This window comes from Mucilaginibacter sp. CAU 1740 (genome assembly GCF_039839285.1).
In the GTDB taxonomy this organism is placed as follows: Bacteria; Bacteroidota; Bacteroidia; order Sphingobacteriales; family Sphingobacteriaceae; genus Mucilaginibacter.
On sequence record NZ_JBDOQS010000012.1, the window covers coordinates 132,227 to 155,357 of the forward strand.

Annotated in this window: 17 protein-coding genes; 8 read left to right on the top strand and 9 right to left on the bottom strand. The window is 42.3% G+C overall.

Annotation, left to right across the window (positions count from 1 at the left end):
• Positions 1 to 127: 127 nt before the first annotated feature.
• Positions 128 to 2,620, bottom strand: a complete 2,493-nt coding sequence (priA, locus tag AAFN85_RS23595) for a primosomal protein N' (protein ID WP_347530181.1) — start codon at positions 2,618 to 2,620, stop codon at positions 128 to 130.
• Between the two features lie 6 nt (positions 2,621 to 2,626).
• Entirely contained in the window at positions 2,627 to 3,016 is a 390-nt protein-coding gene (locus tag AAFN85_RS23600) for a DUF423 domain-containing protein (RefSeq protein ID WP_347530183.1), read from the bottom strand.
• 86 nt (positions 3,017 to 3,102) lie between these two features.
• Between AAFN85_RS23600 and AAFN85_RS23605 the strand changes: the two genes are divergently transcribed.
• Both AAFN85_RS23605 and AAFN85_RS23610 read left to right on the top strand, forming a co-directional pair.
• A complete protein-coding gene (locus tag AAFN85_RS23605; RefSeq protein WP_347530184.1) occupies positions 3,103 to 4,686 on the top strand; it encodes a hypothetical protein in 1,584 nt (527 codons plus the stop codon).
• Between the two features lie 132 nt (positions 4,687 to 4,818).
• Positions 4,819 to 6,267, top strand: coding sequence for a DUF5723 family protein (locus AAFN85_RS23610; RefSeq protein ID WP_347530185.1), 1,449 nt, complete (start codon positions 4,819 to 4,821; stop codon positions 6,265 to 6,267).
• Here the strand turns inward: AAFN85_RS23610 and tsaB are convergent.
• From tsaB to AAFN85_RS23635, 5 genes are all read right to left on the bottom strand, one after another.
• Positions 6,264 to 6,956, bottom strand: a complete 693-nt coding sequence (gene tsaB, locus AAFN85_RS23615) for a tRNA (adenosine(37)-N6)-threonylcarbamoyltransferase complex dimerization subunit type 1 TsaB (protein ID WP_347530186.1) — start codon at positions 6,954 to 6,956, stop codon at positions 6,264 to 6,266. The two genes, AAFN85_RS23610 and tsaB, sit on opposite strands and share 4 nt — an antisense overlap.
• Positions 6,957 to 6,961: 5 nt before the next feature.
• Positions 6,962 to 7,198, bottom strand: coding sequence for a membrane protein insertion efficiency factor YidD (yidD, locus tag AAFN85_RS23620; protein ID WP_347530188.1), 237 nt, complete (start codon positions 7,196 to 7,198; stop codon positions 6,962 to 6,964).
• Positions 7,199 to 7,215: 17 nt separating this feature from the next.
• Complete coding sequence (locus tag AAFN85_RS23625) at positions 7,216 to 7,626, bottom strand: ribonuclease P protein component (protein WP_347530190.1); 411 nt, start codon at positions 7,624 to 7,626, stop codon at positions 7,216 to 7,218.
• Positions 7,627 to 7,694: 68 nt separating this feature from the next.
• The gene (rpmH, locus tag AAFN85_RS23630; protein WP_083878950.1) at positions 7,695 to 7,853 is read right to left on the bottom strand and encodes a 50S ribosomal protein L34; all 159 of its coding nucleotides are present in this window, start codon (positions 7,851 to 7,853) and stop codon (positions 7,695 to 7,697) included.
• Positions 7,854 to 8,129: 276 nt separating this feature from the next.
• On the bottom strand, positions 8,130 to 8,708 hold the full coding sequence (locus AAFN85_RS23635; protein WP_347530192.1) for an ankyrin repeat domain-containing protein: 579 nt from the start codon (positions 8,706 to 8,708) through the stop codon (positions 8,130 to 8,132).
• A gap of 370 nt (positions 8,709 to 9,078) precedes the next feature.
• Here AAFN85_RS23635 and AAFN85_RS23640 point away from each other — a divergent pair, with 370 nt between their 5' ends.
• A complete protein-coding gene (locus tag AAFN85_RS23640; protein WP_347530193.1) occupies positions 9,079 to 9,957 on the top strand; it encodes a ChaN family lipoprotein in 879 nt (292 codons plus the stop codon).
• Positions 9,958 to 10,028: 71 nt separating this feature from the next.
• On the opposite strand, the gene mscL is transcribed toward AAFN85_RS23640, so the two are convergent.
• Positions 10,029 to 10,433, bottom strand: a complete 405-nt coding sequence (gene mscL / locus AAFN85_RS23645; protein ID WP_347530195.1) for a large-conductance mechanosensitive channel protein MscL — start codon at positions 10,431 to 10,433, stop codon at positions 10,029 to 10,031.
• Positions 10,434 to 10,612: 179 nt separating this feature from the next.
• On the opposite strand from mscL, the gene rpoN reads away from it, so the two are divergent.
• Entirely contained in the window at positions 10,613 to 12,088 is a 1,476-nt protein-coding gene (gene rpoN, locus AAFN85_RS23650) for an RNA polymerase factor sigma-54 (RefSeq protein ID WP_347530196.1), read from the top strand.
• Between the two features lie 24 nt (positions 12,089 to 12,112).
• Here rpoN and AAFN85_RS23655 read toward each other — a convergent pair whose 3' ends face one another.
• Positions 12,113 to 15,031, bottom strand: coding sequence for a triple tyrosine motif-containing protein (locus AAFN85_RS23655; protein ID WP_347530197.1), 2,919 nt, complete (start codon positions 15,029 to 15,031; stop codon positions 12,113 to 12,115).
• 411 nt (positions 15,032 to 15,442) lie between these two features.
• Here AAFN85_RS23655 and AAFN85_RS23660 point away from each other — a divergent pair, with 411 nt between their 5' ends.
• The 4 genes from AAFN85_RS23660 to AAFN85_RS23675 are packed head-to-tail and all read left to right on the top strand — an operon-like array spanning position 15,443 to position 23,130.
• Positions 15,443 to 18,565: a TonB-dependent receptor gene (locus tag AAFN85_RS23660; RefSeq protein ID WP_347530198.1), complete on the top strand. Its 3,123-nt coding sequence runs from the start codon at positions 15,443 to 15,445 to the stop codon at positions 18,563 to 18,565.
• 19 nt (positions 18,566 to 18,584) lie between these two features.
• The gene (locus tag AAFN85_RS23665; RefSeq protein ID WP_347530199.1) at positions 18,585 to 20,096 is read left to right on the top strand and encodes a RagB/SusD family nutrient uptake outer membrane protein; all 1,512 of its coding nucleotides are present in this window, start codon (positions 18,585 to 18,587) and stop codon (positions 20,094 to 20,096) included.
• Between the two features lie 25 nt (positions 20,097 to 20,121).
• Positions 20,122 to 22,221, top strand: a complete 2,100-nt coding sequence (locus AAFN85_RS23670) for a hypothetical protein (RefSeq protein ID WP_347530200.1) — start codon at positions 20,122 to 20,124, stop codon at positions 22,219 to 22,221.
• 9 nt (positions 22,222 to 22,230) lie between these two features.
• On the top strand, positions 22,231 to 23,130 hold the full coding sequence (locus AAFN85_RS23675) for a PKD domain-containing protein (RefSeq protein ID WP_347530201.1): 900 nt from the start codon (positions 22,231 to 22,233) through the stop codon (positions 23,128 to 23,130).
• Position 23,131 lies beyond the last annotated feature (1 nt).

The following is a 23,131-nucleotide window of genomic DNA, read 5'->3' on the forward strand; positions in this document are numbered from 1 at the left end:
CCTACATGTCATTGCGAGGAGGCACAACGAAGCAACCGCATGCTATACACAGCGGCCATGCTTCCGTGCGATTGCCACGCTGCGCTCGCAGTGACATGATGTAATAAACTTTCGACTTAAGACCTCCCTAATACGGATCAACATCTGGCTGAATAATACTTCCGGTACTCAGTTTAGTAGTTTGAAACTGGGTGATCACATCCCGCAAAGCGGCTTTAGCTTTAACTATCGAGATCCCATCCTTTTCAAACTTGAGCATAATGCTCTGAATGTAGTAATTACGAATACGGCTCACCAACGGCGGCTCTGGACCAATTACCCGTTCGCCAAAATGCTCGCGCAAACGCGCAGCCAAGTAGGTGGCCTGATTGCTCAGCACATCAGGGTTTTTATGTTTAATATCGAGATTAATGATGCGATAAAACGGCGGATACCTAAAATTGCGGCGTTCTTCCATTTCAGTAAGATACAGATCGAGATAATCGTTCTCAATTACCTGCTTAAGCACCCGGTGATAAATATCATAAGTTTGAACTACCACCTTGCCCTGTTTACCCCGCCGGCCTGCGCGGCCGCTAACCTGTGCCAATAAATGGAACCCGCGTTCGTTTGCCCTGTAATCCGGAAATTTGAGCAGGCTATCAGCATTGATAATACCGATCAACGTTACGTCCGAAAAATCAAGGCCTTTGGCTACCATCTGTGTACCAACCAGGATATCGATCTTTTTTTCTTCAAGATTATTAAGAATAGTTTGCAGTGAATTGCGCGAACGTGTGGTGTCCAGATCCATACGCGCAATGCGGGCCTCCGGCAATAAGATGCTTAGTTCGTCTTCAATTTTTTCGGTACCGAAACCTTTATACTCCAGATGGGTTGAGCCGCAGGCCGGGCAAATATTGGGCGTATCTTCCTTATAACCACAATAATGGCAATGCAGTTTACCGCTGCTTTTATGATAAGTAAGGCTTACATCGCAATTAATACATTTAGGGGTGTAAGCACAGATCTTACACATTAAAATTGGGGCGTAACCCCTACGGTTTTGAAACAAGATCACCTGCTCCTTATTTTCTAACGCCTGTTTTATCCCTTCCATCAGCACACTTGTAAAGTGCGACTGGATAGTTTTTTGCTTAGTCTCCGCAGCTATGCTCACCACTTCAACAATAGGCAACTCAACGCCGCCAAAGCGTTCAGTCAATTCAGCAAAACCATATTTATGCGTGCGGGCGTTATAATAACTCTCGAACGATGGCGTGGCCGAACCCAGCAACACCTTACTCGCATGCCGGTTGGCTAAAAAGATAGCCGCATCGCGGGCATTGTAGCGGGGTGCGGGATCGTATTGTTTATAAGATGTTTCATGCTCTTCATCAACAATAATTAGCCCGAGATCATTAAAAGGCAAAAATACCGACGAGCGCGCGCCAAGTACTATTTTATACTCGCCGCTCAGCACCTTTTGCCAAACCTCTACCCTTTCGTTATCATTAAAACGTGAATGATAAACGCCTATATCGGCACCAAAATACAATCGTAATCGTTCAATGATATGAGTAGTTAGCGCAATTTCAGGTAACAGGTAAAGTACCTGCTTGCCATTGCGTATCATATCCTCTATCAAACGGATATAGATTTGTGTTTTGCCGGATGATGTTACACCATGCAACAAGGTAACATCCTTTTCCTTAAACTGGGTACGAATACTATCCAATACTCCGGCTTGCTGTTCGCTTAAATCGAAAGTTTTACTTGCTTCCCCATCCTCCTCAAAATGCAAACGGCTAACATTCCGCTCTTCAGCCAAAAGGATCTCTTTTTCTATCAGCGATTTAATGCTCGATTCACCTGCTCCACTTTCCTCTATCAGTTCATTTTTAGTGATACTTTTTTGATGACGGGACAGCTTAATATAAGCCAGTAAAGCATCAGCCTGCTTAGGGGCGCGCTTTTCCAATATCGGGAAAAGTTCGCGAAGATTTTCGGGATTGTTGTAAACCGGATTAAGAGTGATAAAAGTTTTTTTACGAGGCTTATAGCGCTCGCTTACCTCTTCCGAGATATTGATAATGTTCTTTTCAAACATCTGTTTCAATATCGGCATCACTGTTTTTTGGCCCAACAATTTGGCGATGTCATTAACCGTAAGCTCGGGTTGAATTTCGAGAGCTTCAACAATTAAAAACTCCTTATCGTGTAAGGTAGCTTTATCTATCTCGTACTCGCGGTTGAGCACTATTTTGGTTTCGCTGGCCAGTTTCAATGCTGCGGGTAAAGCGGCGTTCATTACCTCGCCAATATTGCACATGTAATAATCTGCCAGCCACTCCCAAAATTCCAATTGTGTAGTGGTTACCACCGGCCTATCGTCCAGTATCTCGATGATGTATTTAGCTTCGTACTTTTCGGGAGCTAATTCGCTAATGGATTTTACAACGGCTGTATAAAGTTTGCTTTTGCCAAACTGCACCACTACCCTTTTGCCAATGGCAATGGCATCATTTTGCTCGTAAGGGACGCGGTAGGTATAGTTTTTTGAAATAGATAACGGTAAAATCACTTCGGCAAAAAGCGTTTTACGGTCGGCATGTTCAATATCGGGGGCAAACTCCAGCATGTAAAATTATTTGGTACGGATAGCGGCCAGGCCCAACATTAACCAGCCTAAAATAAACAACAGGCCACCAATCGGGGTAATTGGCCCCATCACATTCAACCAGCTCCAGCCAAGCACATCGCGGCACGAAAGCAGGTACAACGAGCCTGAAAACAGGATAATACCGAATGTAAAAAGGTAATGCGCGGCAGAGATCAGCCCCCCATCCCTTTTACCCGCAAAAGCGGCCAGGAACAGCAATGCAAATACGTGGTAAAAGTTATATTGAACGGCGGTATGCCAAACTTCAAGCTGCTTATCGGTTAAAACGGCCTTTAAACCGTGAGCACCAAAAGCGCCTGTAATAACAGCCAGCATCCCAAAAAACGAAGCGGTGATAATTATTTGTTTGTTCATGCAGATATAAAAAGCTAAGTTAACCAATTGAAAGTATTACTTTAACGCCGTGGGGTAAAATTCTATATTTGCTGCACATCCCTGCCATGAAACGACTGATTGTTACCACTATATTTTTGATTATAGCTACCGTGCTGGTTACGGTATTATATTTCAAAAATTTAAGTCCGCCAGGGGTACGTACAGGCGAGGTTATGCACAGTATCCCAGCCAACGCAGTGGCTATATTTGAGTTTAATAATGAGAAAGGGTTTTATGATATTTTTAACGGAAGCCCGCTGTTAAAAACCTTTGTAGGCGAAGAAAAACTATCCGATCTGGATACCTTGCGCAAATTACTCATCGCTACACCACAATTCGATCAGTTTTTTAGCGGGCAAAATATGTTTATCTCCCTGCACCCTGCAAACAATGATGATATAAACCTGCTGATAACCACAAGGGCATCAAAAACCTTTAATGCAGCTATGTTTAATAACTTAACAGGGGCGGCTAAAAACGCACTGCAAATAGCGCCAATGCAGATAGCAGGCATCCAGGGTTACAATATATTTATCAGGGCGCTCAACAAACATTTTTACATCCTAAAAAAGGGCGACAATATATTTTCGGGCAGTTTTTCGAAAGATCTGATCGACCATAGCGCAATTGAAGATAAGGCTAAAAACAATTTTGTACCACTCCCCGAGCAGCAAAACGCCAATGCATTGGCAGAACTTTATGTTAACTATAACCAACTCGATCCGCTTTTTAATCAACTATTTTTAAACAAGAGTACCGATATCTTCAAAAGCTTCAGGCTATTGCCCGCTTTTGGCGCGCTAACTTTAAACTATAAAAGCGATGCTTTGATGTTTAACGGCTTTACCAAAAAAGAAGGCAATTCGATTAGTTATTTAAACCTGTTTTTGGCACAGCAGCCAGTAGTAAATCATCTAAAAGATATTTTCCCTTCTACTACGGCTTACAGCACCAGTTTCGCTGTATCTGATGCTGGCAGGTTTACTAATGATCTTGCGGCCTGGCAAAACAAAGCTGGCGTTGGCGCAGAGCGCGATCGACTTTTGGCGAACGTTAAGGCCAGTTCGGGCATGTTTTTGAAATCAAATTTTGATGATCTGTTAGGAAACGAATTTGCGGTGGTTACTACCCGTTACTTCGAAAAGTTCGCCATTATTTCAGTTAAAGATGGCGCTAAACTACAGCCATTAATGGTGAATATCAGCAACATGGTTACTGACAAAGTAGGCCAGTTTAACTACGAAAAGCTTCCCTTCTTTTTATTGGGAGATGCTTTCAGCGTTTTTAGAAAGCCTTATTTTATCATAATGGATAATTACCTGATATTGGCAACTTCCGTATCAGAACTGGAAAGTTATTACGATACTTATATCAACCGTAAATTTATAGGTAAAACCGATCAATATACGGCATTTGATAACTTACTGGCCGAGCGCAGTAACGTGGCTTTCTTTATCAACTTTAAAAACGCACAACCGGTATTTAAACGCGATCTTAAACAATCATTTTATACCGACTTCGAAAACAGCAACTCCGGCTGGAAAAACTACTATGGGGCAGCCTATCAACTTGCAGCTTCGGATAAAAACTTTTATACCAATTTTTGCATGCGCCTTAACGCCCCTGATACCACTGCAATAAAAAAATAAATTTCACACATTTACACAACTATAGCAGCAGAATTCCGTAAAACTGTTTAAAATAGAAATTTTACTAATTTTACCGATAATTACACCATTAATTTTGGTAAACAATTATAGGCAAAGGTATCTGAGCTATATATGAATAAAATCTTTATCATTCTTTTATTTATTTTCTCTGCGTTCTCGGTTTCGGCTCAACAATTTTCTCAATTCAATACAGGTTCATTATACGATTCGTTCGAAAATCCGTCGCAAAGGGCTTTCATTCCCGATTCGAGCAGGGCTGTAGCATTCAATTTTTTCGTTCCCAATTTCGGTGGAAATTTCTATCTCACAGGCAATATTCAGAAACCGGTGAAAAACAGGTTATTTAACGGCGATTACAACACATCATCATTAAAATATCCAGGACGCGGAGGTTTAAACCACTTTAATGTGGGTGCAAACAATTACTGGATAATGCTTAAACTTTATTCTAATCTTAGCGGCGACGTAGAAATGGGCTTTTCGGCGCAAAGCAGGGTTGAATCAAAAGCATTACTAACCGACGAATCGGTTCAGTTTTTTGCGGGACCATCAAATTTCCCAATGGACAACTACCAGAACATATTTAACAACCACTATCAATTGCAAATGTATGACCAGTTAAGCTATACCTACCGTGAACGGATCAACAAGCAATTTGCTATCGGTTTTAAATTAAGTTATTTATCAGGTATTCAATATAACAAAATAGATGTAGAAAGTTCTTCTGTGCATTTTAACAGGGTACCCGACGAAAACGACGAACAAAGTGCTACAGTAGCGATGCAGGGCCGCTATTACCATAGTTATGTTCCGGGGCGTTTAACTGGCCGTGATTTCCTGCCAACATTCCGCAATCCCGGCGCATCAATAACCATGGGGGCTAATTATCGCACTGAAGATGGGATAACCATCCAAGGCAATATTAAAGATCTTGGTTTTATTCACTGGAATAAACGTTCAACCGTTAGTGATTTTAATAATAGTACAGTTATTCATGGTATTGATGGTGCAAACCGGGAAGATAGTATATATAATAGCTCTTATAAACTACTAAGAAGCGGTGCTACAGTTGGCAGTTTCAGCACCAAAACCAATGCTAAGGCCGAGTTAAGCGTAACTAAAAACTACTGGCTTGACGACGAAAAAACTATCAGGTATTTCCCAACCCTGATAGCTCAAAAAGAAATGTTTTATCCTGGTTTTACAGGAGCAATGGTGAATTCGGTTCAAAAAAACAACCTGGTATTTACCCTTTCTGCCAGTTACGATGATTACAAGCTCTTCAACCTCGGTACGCAGTTCATGTTTAAATCGCCCAATGCCGAGTTTTTTATAGGTACCGAACGCCTGCTAAATACAGCCGGCCTTACAATGGCAGCGCTCAATAGTAACAGCCAGATCAACAAAAACGGCAATTATTCGGGAGCAGACCTATTCTTTGGATTTTCGTTAAAATTTGGACGGACAATTGAGCACCCAATGAACTCCAGCTATATGCCGATGGGCGAAAAAGGATTCTTCGGTCGTTTATTCGGACGGATCTTTAAAACCAATAACTAAAGCGCTTTTTTACCGGCGATAAAATCTTTAAGGTAAAAGGGCTCAAAGTAGGCCACATCTTCAAATTGACCTGATTGGAATTTCTGTGCAGCTTTTGAAGTAAGGTGAATTGCAGAGTTATCAAAATCATCTAAAAACAGCGAGTTAGGGTTTGATGCCAATACCGATTTACATTTTTCGGCCCCATCGCCAAAAAACAGCACTTTATGATTTGCCAGGTACGATGAAAAGCTTTGCTCATCAATAATATCGGCAGCTGTTTCACGCACCCTGTTTCCTGATGTATCAAACAAAGCGGTGTACACTTCCATCCTACGGGCATCTATCATTGGGCATAACAGTAAATTTTCATCCTGCTCAAAACCATCCGTAGTGATTACCCCATAAGCCATTGCCTCAAGCGTTTCGATAGCGATAAGCGGCTTATCGAGCGCGAAACACAAACCTTTAGCAGTTGATACACCTATACGTAAACCGGTATATGAGCCAGGGCCACTGCTTACCGCAATAGCATCCAGATCATTGTAGCTTAGCTTTTGATTTACCAGCAGTTCATCAATATACAGAGTAATTACTTCTGCATGAATGTTGCGAGCATTGATCTGTTTAAAATCGAGTAATTTACCATCGCGCGATAGCGCTACAGAACATGATGTTGTTGCGGTTTCAATTTGTAGGATAGTGCTCATGTTATTCAAGGTACAGGATCATGACCATGCCCGCCCCAGGGATTACAGCTGGCAATGCGCTTAATAGTTAACCATCCGCCTTTAAAAGCCCCGTACTTACGGATAGCTTCCACCCCATATTGCGAACAGGTTGGTGTATAACGGCATACCGCGGGCGAAAGTGGAGAGATAAAATACTGGTAGATCTTGATCAGCAGAACGAAGAACCCTCCAATTATCGCTTTTAAAACCCGTGCTACCATCTCTACACCTCTATTTTTTAACTGGTTACCACATTTGCGGCAGCAAGTTCGCTACTCAATTGGTTAAGTAACTTTAACATCTTTTTTTCGAAGAAAAGATACGGCTCGATCTCTTTGCCCACATACCCTACCGATATCAGCACTTTTTTATCAGCCAGTTGTAATGCCTGATATAGTTGCTGCTGTTTATTGAGGCGATAGGTTTCGCGCATTAACCTTTTTATCGTATTACGATCAACGGCGTGTTTATAACGCTTTTTCGAAACAGAGAATAAAATTTGCGCAGGATAAAACTGTGGCTCGGAATTTAAAAGCCAGGATACCCTAAAGGGATAACACAAAAAAGAAGAACCGTTACTAAAAAGCTTATCAATAAGCCTTTTGTTACATAACCGTTCTTCTTTTTTAAAAGTATACATAGTTGCCATTATTGAACCGGGAGGTAAGCATATAGGAACGGTTCCACACCCTTATGTTAAGGGCAAGGCAACCTTAATTATGCTTTGTGCCTGCCTTCGTCAGATACAGTTAATCTTTTCCTGCCTTTTGCTCTTCTGGCGGCTAATACTCTTCTTCCGTTAGCTGTTGACATGCGTTCACGGAAACCGTGTTTATTTCTTCTTTTTCTTTGAGAAGGCTGAAACGTTCTTTTCATGGCTATTTTATTCTATTCGTCGTCTTTTTTAAACAAGAGCGCAAATGTAGTTATTTTATTTATTAATTCAAATACTATTTTTCTTATCAAATAAGATATTTTATCTAAGGCATTTAGCAGCGTAAAAACAACTAAATATCAGCCTATTGTCCTATCCAAAAGCAAAAGCCCTAAAATAAGCAATAGTTTTGGTATCGCTAAATTTTAAGGGCTTAGCACAATTAAAACCGGTTTAATCAACCAGATTCGTTTATTTACTTATAGGGGTCGGCTTGCTTATTGAAAAGGGATAGCGTATGTACCGCTGGTGTTTTTGATACTTGCTGTAACTGTTGCAGTGTTATCCAACAAGGCGGCCATCTGTTGCTTATCACCTTCTTTAGCATAATCAATTGCTGCTTTATGCTGTTTATCTTTTATTTTGGGGTTGGCGCCATGCTCAAGCAGGCTTTTCACCGCGTTGGCATTGCCGTTGTTCACAGCCATCATTAAGGCTGTGGCACCATTGGCGTTACGGGTGTTTGTGTTTGGATAGTAGTGCAGTAACAAACCCACTATCGCGTCGCTACCTTTATCGGCTGCTATCATTAGCGCAGTGTTGCCATCAGCATCTTTGCTATCTACCCTTACATCGGTTTGCAGTATCAGGTTTGCAATTTTATCCTGGTTGTTTTTCACCGCAGCTATTAACGGTGTGTTACCGTTTTCATCTTTAGCGTTTAAGTTAATGCCTTTGTTCAGTAAAAATCTAACACCCTGAACATCGTTATCCTTAATAGCTGTAAAAATGTTTTGTGCGAAAACTGATAGTGAGCACACCAGCAGTAAACTCAGTAAAGTAAATCTCTTTTTCATTAATAATCAATAATTTAAATCCTTGCCGTTTTTACAAATCATTGCAATTAACGAAAAAAACATCTTCCGGATTTTCGATTTAGCACAAGCTATCCATATCTATAAGAAAAACCTTATGAAATTTTTTTTCTTCAAACAAAAAACATTCACCCATTTTCAGTCACGATAATGAACAAAATGAACAATCGTTTTTAGGTAGATTTCTCTTTTTTAAATAAACAGTTACATTTACCGTTAATTATTAGTTTATCGTGCTACATCTTTAAGGAATACTCCGTGACAAAATAATGACAATAGAGCATTAAAAATCTTAAACAAAATAGCTCTATTCGTATTTTTCGGTGTATTTTCAACACTTTCTATTATTTCTATGAAACTATTATCACTCTTGCTTTTAACTCTGTTACCTGCCCTAACTTTTGGCCAGGAGCTATCCACAACACATTATAAAATTTACAGCACCTCGGCACAAAAACTCATCTCTCCAGATGATATCATAGGCGATATGGCCAGCGCCGATGTTTTATTTTTTGGCGAAGAGCATAATGATTCAACAGCTCATTATTTAGAATACACCTTATTTAAAAAACTGTCAGAAAAATACCCGCAGAAAACTGCACTATCTATGGAGATGTTCCAAACCGATTGCCAACTGGTTTTGAATGAGTATTTGGCCGGTTTTATCCGCGAGAAAAACCTTATTGCCGAAGGCCGCGCGTGGCCTAATTATAAAGACTACAAACCATTGGTTGAATTAGCCAAAACTAATCATATCCCGGTAGTAGCAGCCAATGCCCCTACCCGCTACACCAATATGACCACTCGCTTAGGCCTTGAGGGATTAAATCAACTCGATAAACAAGCAAAAAGTTACCTTGCCCCCTTACCTATTGATACAGCCGCCGGTGCCTATTACGATAAATTTGCGCAAATAATGGGTGGCCATGCCTCAATGCCGGGCATGCAGATCTATCAATCGCAAAACCTTTGGGATGCTACCATGGCCTGGTCGATTGCTCAATTTTATAAAAATCATAAAGATTTTAAGATCCTGCAGCTAAATGGAGGTTTCCATAGCGAAGAAAAGTTGGGAACGGTAGCCCAACTAAAAAAATACAATTCGAAAATACGGGTGCTGAATATAGCTTCCTTATCTGATGATAGCTTTGATACCCCCGATTGGAGCAAATTCACAAAGCTGGCAGATTATATTATCCTAACCGATCCGAAATTACCGAAGACTAAATAGTTAGATAATAGTTCATGGTTGATAGCCGGACCTATAATAATCCATGAACTATCAACCATGAACTAAAGGAATTATGCCTTTTTCGCTAACAGATCGCGAATTTCGGTAAGTAAAACTTCTTCTTTGGTTGGCGCAGGTGGCGCGGCTGGGGCCGCTTCTTCTTTCTTTTTTAATGAGTTGATACCTTTAACAATTAAAAAGATACAGAAGGCTACAATTAAAAAGTCGATCACATTGTTAATGAACAGGCCGTAGTTGATGGCCGTTTCGGGCGTTTTATCAACCGCCGGCTTAAGCACATATTTAAGGTCTTTAAAATCAATGCCTCCTGTTAATATACCTATCGGCGGCATAATGATGTCTGTAACCAACGAGGTAACAATTTTACCAAATGCAGCACCGATAATAACACCCACGGCCAGATCGACCACGTTGCCACGCATTGCAAATTCTTTAAATTCTTTTACTATAGCCATAAAATGTAAGTTTGGTTGATTAAAGTTAGTAATTAATAACACTCTGTTAAGGGTTTGTGACGTTTTTTGTTCGCTTTAAAAACAAAAAACGGCTTTAAGCATTTAACAACTTTAACGCAGATACTTCAAGTAATTTTTAGTTAATACTAATTTGATGTATTTTTGGCTACATCTTAATTATGCTTAAACAGAACCTTCAACAAAAACTTTTACAAAAACTTTCGCCGCAGCAAATTCAATTTATAAAATTGCTGCAGGTGCCTACCGTTTCGCTCGATACCAGGATAAAAGAAGAACTGGAAGAGAACCCCGCGCTTGAAGATCTGAGTTTAACTAATTTAAACGAACCCGAAGAACAATACCCCGACCGCGACCCCGACGAAGATAACTACAACAGTGACGAGGAAAAGGGCGAGATGGACGAATTTAATATTGACGATTACCTACAAGAAGATAACGTAAACGATTATGGCTCGCGCTATGATCAAAACGGCGATGATGAGGATGAGCGTAAAGAGATCCCTATAGCTGTACAAAGCTCTTTTTTTGAAAGCCTGCAATTACAGCTTGACCTTTTGGTGCTAAGCGATAAAGATTTTATGATAGGCAAACAGATCATCGGCAGCCTTGACGATGATGGTTACCTGCGCCGCCCGATCATGTCGCTTACCGACGATCTCGCATTTTCGCAAAACGTATTTGCCGAAGATGAAGAGGTTGAGGATATGCTAAGGGTGATACAAGGCTTTGACCCGGCAGGCGTTGGCGCACGGAGCCTGCAAGAGTGTTTATTGATCCAGTTACGCAAAAAAGACGTAAACGACCCGATCATTAAAAAAGCCGTACAGGTTGTTGAACATTACCTTGACGAGTTTACCCGCAAACACTACGATAAGCTTGAAAAAGCCCTGAACATGAACTCAATAGAGTTGCGAGGGGTAGTAAATGAGATCTTGAAGCTGAACCCGAAACCAGGTGATTCGAACGAGATCAACACCAAGCAAATGCAGGTGATCCCGGATTTTCATATCACCAATAATGATGGTACCTTGTTGCTTACGCTTAACTCTAAAAACGCACCGGAGCTGAAAGTAAGCCGATCATACCAGGAGATGTTTCAGCATTACGATAAAGCTTCGCAAAAAGATAAAAAACTAAAAGAAGCGGTACAGTTTGTAAAGCAAAAACTGGATTCGGCCAAGTGGTTTATTGATGCTATTAAACAGCGCCAGCAAACGCTGCTTAAAACCATGAATGCCATTATGCAGTACCAGTACGAGTTTTTCCTTACCGGCGATGATAAAAATCTGAAGCCAATGATATTGAAGGATATCGCCGATAGAATCGGTATGGATATTTCCACAGTATCGCGTGTTGCAAACTCTAAATACGTACAAACCGAGTTCGGTACTTTTTTATTAAAATCCTTCTTCTCTGAAGCTATCCAAACCGAAAGCGGCGAGGAGGTATCTAACAAAGAGGTTAAAAAGATATTGGAAGAGCATATTGGCAAGGAGGATAAACGCCATCCTTTAGCTGATGAAAAGCTGACTGAAATTTTAAAGGATGCGGGTTATAACATTGCCCGCCGTACGGTTGCCAAATACCGCGAGCAGATGAATATCCCGGTAGCCAGGCTGCGAAAAGAGTTGTAATTTATAGCTTTTACAAGGGCTTTTTTACTTCATACACTCCCGCTGTATCTCAAACAAAAACTCGAATAAATTAACTTCGGTAGGGATCTGTAGTTTTTTGCGCAAGCGATATCTGCTGATCTCTACTCCCCTAACCGAAATAGCCATTAATTGCGCAATCTCCTTGCTGGATAGGTTCATGATTAGGTAAGCGCAGAGCTTTAACTCTTGCTGATTGATGGTTGGGTAACGATCTTTGATCACCGTCAGGAAATCGGCATGTACCTTATTAAAGTGCATGCTGAATTGCTCCCACTCCTCGTTTATCTTGTTCTCTTCGGTAAGCAGGCGCAAAAGCTTTTTAATCTCGGAGGTTTCAACCATTTCCTTGCCCGATTTATGGAGGCGTTGCAGCTCTTCTTTCACTTTAACCAAAAACTCCTTTTTCTGCACCAGGTTCATGGCGGTTGATGCCAGTTCGGAATTTTTAAACTCTATCTCGCTTTCCAGCTTTTCGTTTTTAAGCGTTACCAGTTCTTTTTCTGATCGCTCCAATTCAATCTGGTGCTGATAGGTCATCTGGCGCTGCTCTTCTTCATTTTTTTGTTGCTGGGCAAGCAGGCGTTTTTCGTTATTGCGGATGTGGCGTTTTTCCTGCAAACGATAAAAGTAATAGATGAGGTAAACGAATATCGCCAGATAAATAATATAGGCCAGCACGCTCTGATACCATGGCGGGTTGATAGTAAACGAGTAAACGGCCTCGGGCGAAATATTATCGTGGTGGTTACGTGCCCTCACTTTAAAAGTATAATTGCCTGCCGATAAGTTGGTATAATCCTTCTCCGTTTTCTTCCCCCACTCCGACCATTCTTTATCAAAGCCAACCAAATAATAACTATACTCCACGTTAGATTGCTCTTCAAATACCGGGGTTGAATATTCAAAGTGAAGCGAGTTCCAGAGATAGCTTAACGATGGCATCCCTGCTGTCGACTGCTTATCATCATCATTTACATTGGTAAAATATCCCCCAAACAATAAACTATCAGCGCCCGCATTGGCTTTTACCTTGCGGATATAGGTTTTTAACGGATGGATATTCTGCTTGTATTTGGCGTAATTGATATGATAAAAACCATTCTCTCCCCCAACAAAAATATTGTTCTCATTTACGGGGAATACATTTTCAAAACCACTCAATATCCTGCGACTTAGCTCCGGAATGTAGATAATGGTAGGCTTAGCACCCGAATAATCGGCTACGCCAATGCTCTTTTCCTGCACAAACCAGATATTACCCGATGGATCTTCTTTCAGGTACCGCAAACCCAGCGTACCAAACACATCTTTAAACTGCGCAGATATATTAAAACGATCATTGGCTTTATTATACTCATAGATACCTTTTTGCGTGGCTATTACCACCTTGCCTTTTATCTTAAAAACAAAGTTATCCAGTGTTGAAGGCAACCCATCCGCCTGTGTGTACACTTTGGTTTTAGGCGATTTAAGGCTGAGTTTGTAAATGCCACGGTAAGGATGCGATGTCCAAACATTGTTATCCTCATCTATCTCCACAAAGCGCGCCGATTCGTTATAACCACGACCGATGCTACCTTTACCCGTTAGGTTTTTATCGTTAAAAAGCTTTACTCCGTTATAATTACCGGCAGCTATAAATGACGAGTCGCCCTGTTTTACTGGTTTAAAAAGCCAGAATCCCGAACTTTTATCAACCGGCTGCATCTCACTATCCTGTATCTTGTAAAAGCCATCATCGTTACCGGATAGCAGCTTATTGTTTACTACTGATAAATTCCATGATAAGGTTTGCGATAATACCTTGAAGTTATTAGGCGTATAGCTCAGATCGGCTATGTTTTTGGCCGGCAGCTCATAAACCCCGTTAGATAGAGCGAAATAAAGCCTGTTATTGAATTGGGCCATTGAAAAACCACCACCATCCTTAAAAGCCAGGGGGTTAATGTGCTTTACCGCATTATTATAGGCGATGAAATCGATCCCGTTATCGAGACCTAACCACACGTTGCGGTTATTATCCATAAACATGCTACGCACATTACTATTTTGCAGCCCCTCTTTTTTGGAGATATTCTCGATCACGTTCCCCTGCTTGTTTACCTGGTAAACGCCATTGGCATAAGTGCCTATTAAATAACTGCCATCGCCTAACATCACCACGCCCGAAAAATGTTCATGGTTATCAATCCCAAAGCCATTGATATTCCAACTGCTTAGCTTGTCACCGCTCAATATATAGATGCCGTTTTTAGCCGTAGTAACCAGGCTCGAATCTTTATTGATAGCGGTAATGCCGGTGATGAAAAATCCTCCAGGCAAATCTTTTTTATCGATAAGTGTTTGCCAGTTTCCGTTTTTAAATATGGCGATGCCCCGCTGCTCATCATGAGCTATGAGTTGTTTTTGATATGAGCCTAACGAAAGCCAGGATGAGTACGGCGCGTACGAATTTATTTTCCCGTTATGATACCTGAAGATCTTATTTCTCGACCTGAAGAAAACATCATCTCCATAACAGGCAATATCCCAGATATCCGAAAACTGGCGATCTGCTTTGGGTAGCAGATTTTTTAACGAAGTAAATTGCAACAACCCATTCTTCCCAGGCGAAAAATAACCGAACTCGTCCTGGCCGCCCGCGTATAGCTTTTTATCCTTCCCAAATTCAATCGACCATACAATGGTTTTATTAGGCAGCGGGTAAAGCTGCCAGTAAGCGCCATCAAAAACCAGTACCCCCTCGTTATTGGCAAAGTACATGCGGCCTTGCGCATCCTGAATTATCTTCCAATTTTGGGTGCCTGCGTTGTATTGTTTTTTTGCATAGTTAACCGTTTCCCGCTGGCCAATATAGGTCTGTGAATACGAGGATAGGTTGCCCGCAAGCAGTATAAAAACAAAAACAATAAATAAGCGCATATAGGTTTTGCAGGCGAAAGCCCAACATTTTATTAAATGTATCAAAGATGCGGCGAATATCAATCATTACAACAAAATTTTCAATGTGTGTGGTAGTGATGTAGTCCAAAATTTCACTCCCGGTTAATCTGCATATACATTTGACATCATAAACCTAATGCCCCGGCATTATTATTTAACCAAAAGTATAAACCTGTAAATGAGTTATTTAAACTTATGCAAACCTCGCGTTGTCTTTGCGCAGCCATGCAATTGCTTTGTAGTGATTGTGCATGAGGTATTGCCAAGCTTTCCACCCTAAAAAATGAGAACCACCAACACGCTTAGTGCTATATGCACCGCCTAAGGGATGTAACGATCAGCCCAAAGGCATTAAACCAATTATAAGTTATAACCTAAAATTTAAACTCTATGCAATTAAAATTACGTTTTTGTATATGCCTTGCATTGCTGTTCTGTTTAGCAGGCAGGGCTTATTCCCAAACGCTCCGCATAACCGGTAAGGTTACGGAAAAGAAGACCGGCGATCCGGTTCCGGGAGCAACAGTTGCTGTTAAAGGCACCACCAATGGTACCGTTACCGATATTAACGGAAAATACACGTTACAAATACCGCAGGGGGGCGCAACCTTGGTAGTATCATTCATCGGGATGACGCCCGTTGAGCGCCAGGTAACCCAGGCTGGTGAGTTTAACTTCGCGCTTGATGATGCCGCTGCCAATGCCCTTAACGAGGTTGTGGTAGTTGGTTACGGCACACAAAAAGTAACCAATGTATCGGGCGCTATTTCGGTAGTAAAAGCCAGCGATATTAAAAAGCTTACACCGCTACGTGCCGAAGAAGCCCTGCAAGGCCAGGCATCGGGTGTTACGGTGATACAAAGCGGTTCGCCGGGTTCAAAGCCTACGGTGCAGGTGCGTGGTATCCCATCGTTTTCGGGTAACGATCCAACCGTGATCATTGATGGTTCGGTACAAACCTTAACAGATTTCAACTCTATCAACCCATCTGATATCGCATCGATCAACGTGTTGAAAGACGCCGCTTCAACAGCTATTTACGGTTTAAAGGGCGGTAACGGCGTTATTGTGGTTACCACCAAAACGGGCGGTAAAAATCAAAAAACACAGATCAATATCAACTCCAACTACGGTGTACAAAGCGTATTACATAAAGTAGGCGTGTTAAACGCTACCGAATATGGCGCTATTGTTAACGAAGGCAGCGTAACCTCAGGCGGTCCGGTTATTTTTCCTGACCTATCTGCTTTAGGCGTGGGTACCGATTGGCAAGACCAGGTTTTCCATACCGCGCCAATGCAAACGCACAACCTTTCGGCCAGCGGCGGTAGCGATAAAATGCAATATTTTATTTCGGCCGGTTACCAGAGCCAGGGTGGTATTGTTGGCGGTTACGATAAATCGAGGTTTAACAGGGGCAATTTTACAGCTAACTTAAGCTTTGATCTTACCTCGAAATTGAAATTATTGGTAAATGCTACAGATGTTATCCTTAATGGCCGTTCGGTACAGGAAAACTCGTTTAACAGTATCCTGGGCAGCGCGTTAAACTTTGATCCTACTGTTCCGGTTGCTAATAATGATCCTAATTCGGTTGGTAAATATGGTTACAGTAACCTCATCTTATCCGAAGTATTTAACCCGCTTACCAAGCTGGATAATACTTACAACAGCAGCACCGGCAACAAACTGTACGGTAAGTTTGAAGGACAATACGATGTAATTAAAGGCCTTAAACTGAATAGCCGCTTTGGTTACACTAAATATGATGACAACTCCAAAAACTTTACCCCGCTGATTTTTTACGGACCACTAAATGTGAACAACACCATGAATGCCGATGGCACCACGGTTACAGGCTCGCACAGCAGCGTATCGCAAACTAAAAACAGCAATTTTAACTACACCTGGGAATCGTTTGCCAACTACAACTTCAATGTAGCTAAAGATCATCACTTTGAAACGGTAGCCGGTTTTTCGATGGCTAAAACCAGCGGCAACGGCATGAACGCAAGCAGGCAGGATGTACCATTTAACTCGTGGGAGTTTGCTGATTTCAGCGCCGCTACCGGTACTAACACTGCCGATAACCTGAACGCGGTTACCGGTTCTTACTATCAGTATTTCAAACGCAACCTATCATATTTCGGTCGCGCTAATTACGATTACAAAGGTAAATACCTGGCATCGTTTTCGGCCCGTCGTGATGGTTCATCTGCTTTTGGTAAGGATAACAAATTCGCCAACTTCTACGCCGGTTCATTGGGTTGGGTAGTGACCAGTGAGGATTTCTTCAAAGTTCCTTTTATCGATTACTTAAAGATTCGCGGTAGCTACGGTTCAACCGGTAACGAAAACGTGAACCCTGTTTATGTATCTATCGTAACCGGCGGTCCTGATTATGGCCCTACTGCCAACAGTAACGGTTATAACTTCAGCAATATCTTCTATCCGGGTTCAACCGTAGGTTCGGCGGCCAATAACTCTTTGGCCTGGGAAAAACAATTGCAAAGCAACGCCGGCTTTGACCTTACTTTGTTTAAAGGCAAGATCTCTTTATCTGCCGATTATTTTGAAAAACGTGTAAGCGGTTTATTGTTTACCCCTTCGGTATCATTGTACCTGGGTACTATCCCTCCTCCTACTGCTAACATCGGTTCAACAAAAACCAATGGTGTTGATATTACTTTGGGCTACAACGAAACCATTAATAAAGATCTTAAACTCAGCAATAACTTTACCTTCACCACCAGCAAAAACATAGTTACGGCAACCAATACCGATGGTACCGCACGTATTACAGGTGGTAGCTACTTTAACGGTCAGTCGCAAACGGTTACTGTTTTTGAAAAAGGCCATACGCCGGGATATTTCTATGGATATAAAACCGCGGGCATCTTCCAAAACACAGCCGAAATTGCATCCGCCCCTACTCAGGATGGCGCGCAGCCGGGTGATATCCGTTATGTAGATATCAACCACGATGGCAAGATCACCGCTGCCGATCAAACACAGATCGGAAACCCATTCCCTAAATTCACTTTAGGCTGGAACCTGAGCGTATCGTACAAAGCCTTTGATTTTAGCGCATTTACTTACGCTTCGGTTGGTAACGATGTGTACAGGGCTTATGAGCGTAACCAGAACTACACCAACAAATTCCGCAACGTATTAGCTCGTTGGACTGGTCCGGGAACAACAAATGATGCCCGGAACCCAAGGTATTCGTTTAATGACCCTAACAGTAACATCCGCGTATCTGACAGGTATGTGGAGGATGGCACATTCGTAAAAATCAAAAACATCCAGTTGGGTTATACACTGCCAAAATCGTTTGCACGTAATGTGTTTAAAAGCATCCGTATTTACGGCCAGGTTAAAAACGCCTTCACCTTTACCAAATACACAGGCTTCGATCCGGAAATTGCCGGCGACGTAATGGATACAGGTATCGACCGTGGCGCTTACCCACAAGCCCGTATGTACGCCTTTGGTATCGACATTAAGCTATAAACCTAAAACAGAAAAAAGAATGAAGAAGATATATATACGTTTTGCAGGCATGGTTCTGTTGATGGCCATGGCCGGCTCATGTAAAAAGTTTGTGGACTATAACCCGCACGAGGATTTCAAAGTTACCGACCAGGATTACCTGAAAACCGAAACCGATTACCGCACCATGGCGGTGAGTGCGTACACTCCGTTACAGTGGTTAAACCAAATGGTGCCTATCGGCGATATCGCATCGGATAACTCGGTAGCAGGTGGCGAGGCAGCATCAGATGTACTTTCGTTACAACAAATGGATGATTACACGCTTACCCCTGTAAACTCAACGCTTGCCGATCTGTGGCAGGTATCCTACGAAGGTATTAATCGTACCAATTACCTTACTCAATATAAAGACAAAAACCCCGGCGGTCAGCAAATCAGTTTTGCCGGAAAAGACGCGCTTTATGGCGAGATCACATTTTTACGCGCTTACTACTATTTCTCATTAGTAAGGATGTTTGGCGATGTGCCTTTGTTTACCGACAGGCGTTTAGAGGTTAAAGATTCAAAAACGTTAAAACGCAGCCCTAAAGCTGATGTGTACAAACAAATTGAGGCCGATCTGAACAATGCTATCGCCGTTTTACCGGCTACACAAGCGCAAAAAGGCCGTGTTACCAAATACGCGGCGCAGGCTATGTTGGGAAAGGTTTATTTGTACGAGAATAAGTTTGATGATGCCAAAACTGTATTGGAAAGCGTAATAAGCAATGGCGGTTTCACTTTAGTAGCCGATTTTGCTTCAATATTTTTAGCGGCTGGCGAAAACGGTCCGGAATCTGTTTTCGAAATTCAGTACAGCAACAACTCGCCATATTATAATTGGGGCGGTGTAACCCGTGGCCAGGGTAACTACTCGGTACAGCAATGCGGTATCCGTGGATTGAATGGCTCTGCTGATATGCCTTATGCTGCAGGCTGGAGCACCAATTTGCCTACGCAGGATCTGGCCAATGCTTACGCGGCTGGTGATAAACGTAAAGCCATCACCGCTTTTGATATCGAGGCTTATAAAAATGCTAATCCATCGTTAAACGTATCTTACCAGGTAGCGCCTTATAAAAACACAGGTTTATATAACGGCAAATACCTGCCACGTAAAGGCGAAACATCGGGCCAGGTAGAGTTAAACTACCTCAACAATTTCAGGACTTTACGTTATGCCGAAGTGTTATTGATGGCTGCCGAAGCTGAAAACCGCTCAGGTACACCAAATGATACCAAATCACAAGGCTTCCTGAACCAGGTGCGTGCCCGCGCTTTTGGCGATGCTACTCACAACATCACCTCGACTGGTGCAACTTTAAAACAAGCCATTTGGGATGAAAGAAGGTTGGAGTTAGGTATGGAAGGCGACCGCTTTTTCGACCTGGTGCGCACCGGACAGGCTGCCGCCAAGATCACAGGGTTTAAAACCGGTAAAAATGAAGTATTCCCAATACCACAACAAGAAGTGGATATTTCAGGGATAACACAAAATCCGGGATACTAATCATTAACCTTTAACGAAAAAGATCATGAAATCAATGAAATATATTTTAGGTATTTCCCTGATGCTGGCCATAGCGGCGGGCTGTAAAAAGGAGGAATTTACCGATACCTCGTTCGCCAAAAATGCCCCCGAACCGAGGAAATTATCAGTGCTGTTTGATATTACGCACGATAATACCGGTTTGGTAACCATCACACCTAACGGCGAAGGCGCATCATCATACGATGTTTACCTGGGCGATGGCGGCGATAGCTATGTAAAAGTTACGGCAGGCAAAAGCGCGCAGCATAAATATGCCGAGGGTAACTACACTGTTAAAATTGTTGGCCATAACCTAAGCGGCAAAACCACTACCCTAACCCAGCCATTAACTGTAGCATTCAGGGCACCTGAAAATTTAAAGGTTACTTTATCTACCGATGGCTTAAACCTTAGCGTTGCCGCTACTGCCGATTATGAAACTTTATTTAAAGTGGCTTATGGCGATTCGACTGCTACCAACCCGATTCCTTCAGTGTCTTTTCTGGAAGGACAGACTGTTAAGCATGCTTACGCAGGCGCAGGTACTTTCAAGGTAAAAGTAACAGCCCTAAGCGGTGGCGCGGCAACAACCGTGTTTACGCAGGATGTTAAAGTAGGCAAACAATTAGACCTGCCGGTTACTTTTGATGATCCTAATTATGATTATACGCTGAGCGATTTCGGCAATAACCAATCATCATTAGCTGCCGATCCGGCCAATGCTGCCAATAAGGTAATGAAAACCCTTAAACCTGCCGGTGCCGAAGTTTGGGCCGGTACTACTTTAGGTACGGCATCCGGCTTTGCAACAAAAATTCCGCTTACTGCCGCCTATGCTAAAATGAGCGTGAGAGTTTACTCGCCTGCTGCAGGTTTGGACATTAAACTGAAGGTAGAAGATCATGCCAATGGCAATCACGCGGTTGAAACCGATGTGCTGACCACCAAAGCCAATGCATGGGAAACCCTGGTATTCGACTTTACTAAACAAGCCGCAGGTACACCGGCGTTTGATGCAACGTTTAATTACGACAAAGCTTCTATCTTCTTTGATTTTGGCACAGCGGGTAGCGGTAAGGTATTTTATTCTGATGATTTCCAGATGCTGGTTGCTCCTCCAACGTTGAAACAGATCAACCTGCCTGTAACTTTTGATGCTGCTGATGTTGATTATACCGTAACCGATTTTGGCAATAACCAAACCGTTAACGGTGTTGATCCAACCAACGCGGCCAATAAAGTTAAAATAACCACCAAAGCAAATGGTGCCGAAACCTGGGCTGGTACAACTTTAGGCACAACAGGCTTTTCGGCTAAAGTACCGCTTACGGCTACCTCAACTAAAATGAGCGTAAGGGTTTACTCGCCTGCGGCAGGTATCGATATTAAACTAAAACTGGAAGATCATACCAATGGTTCAAAATCAGTAGAAACCGATGTGTTAACCACCAAAGCTAATGCATGGGAAACCCTGACTTTCGATTTTACCAAAAACGCGGCAGGAACACCGGCGCTTGATTTATCAACCAATTACGATAAAGCCTCTATCTTTTTTGATTTTGGAACTGCAGGCAACGGTAAAAAGTTTTATTGGGATGATGTAATGTTTGTAGCTCCTGATCCGGGTTCGACAATACTTGGCTTACCGCTTACTTTCGAATCATCAACAGTAACTTACGCCTTTACCGATTTTGCGGGCGGTGTACTTTCTGTGATCAACAATCCGCACGCCACTGGTATCAATACCAGCGCCAAGGTTGCACAAATGGTTAAATACAATGGCGAAACTTATGGCGGCAGCTTCCTTACACTGGATAACCCGATCGATTTTTCGACCAAGAAAACTTTCAAAGTGAAAGTGTACTCACCACGGGTTGGCGCTAAAGTATTGTTGAAGGTAGAGAACCTTACCGATGGCAATACCAACTATCAACAAGAAGTAGCCACTACCACAGCCAATACATGGGAAGAATTGACCTTTGATTACAGCGCCATCAATACCGCGAAAACCTATCAAAAAGTGATTTTGATATTTGATAACGGTACTAAAGGCGATGGCTCTGCCAATTATACTTTCCTGGTAGATGATATTACACTTAATTAATAACAGATCATGAAAATCAACATAAAAGCAATAGCGATAATTATCATAGCGGCTGTTATTAGTTACAGCAGCTGTAAAAAGCCCGAATATTCGTTCGGGCAACTCACCAGTCCGTCGGATCTGAAACTGACCGTGGTGGTAGATAGCGCCGATGCCGCCAACCCGGCAGGTATGGGCAGCGGCAAGGTGAAGATCACCCTGGCATCAAATAACACCATCACCTACAGGGTTGACCTTGGCGACGGGCGTACGCAGGTAATGGGTGCAGGCACCACCACCGTGAAATATAATACACCGGGCACTAATGATTATACAATCACGGTTAACGCGGTTGGTACAGGTGGCAGTACCTCAACCATCAGCAAAAAAGTAAGCGTATTCTTAGCCTTTGTTATCCCTGCGGATATATTAAGCAACCTAACCGGTGGCTCATCAAAAGTATGGGTTACCGACAGGACTAATCCAGGTCACGTTGGTGTTGGCCCGGTAGATGGGTTTACACCATCATACTATGCCGCCGCACCTAACGAGCGTGCAGAGTGCTTGTATGATGATGAGATCACCTTCATCAAAAATGCAAACAACACCGTGAGCATGAGTATCAACAATAAAGGGCAATCGTTTTTTATTGCTGGCGCGACAGCATTTTACGGTAAATCAGGAGGGGATAATTGCTATGATATCGATGTATCAGGCATACGCAATTTAAGTTTCATGAACTCGACGTCAGGTTCTGACGCTACCAACTCAACCGGTTATCAGTTCCTGGTTCCGGGTAACGGTTTGATCAATTTTGGTACAGGTGGCAATACTTATGAGATCCTGTCGCTTACCTCAACGCAAATATTTTTACGCAACATCGGTATCGACGGCCTGGCCTGGTATCAAAAATTAAAAGTTAAACCGTAAC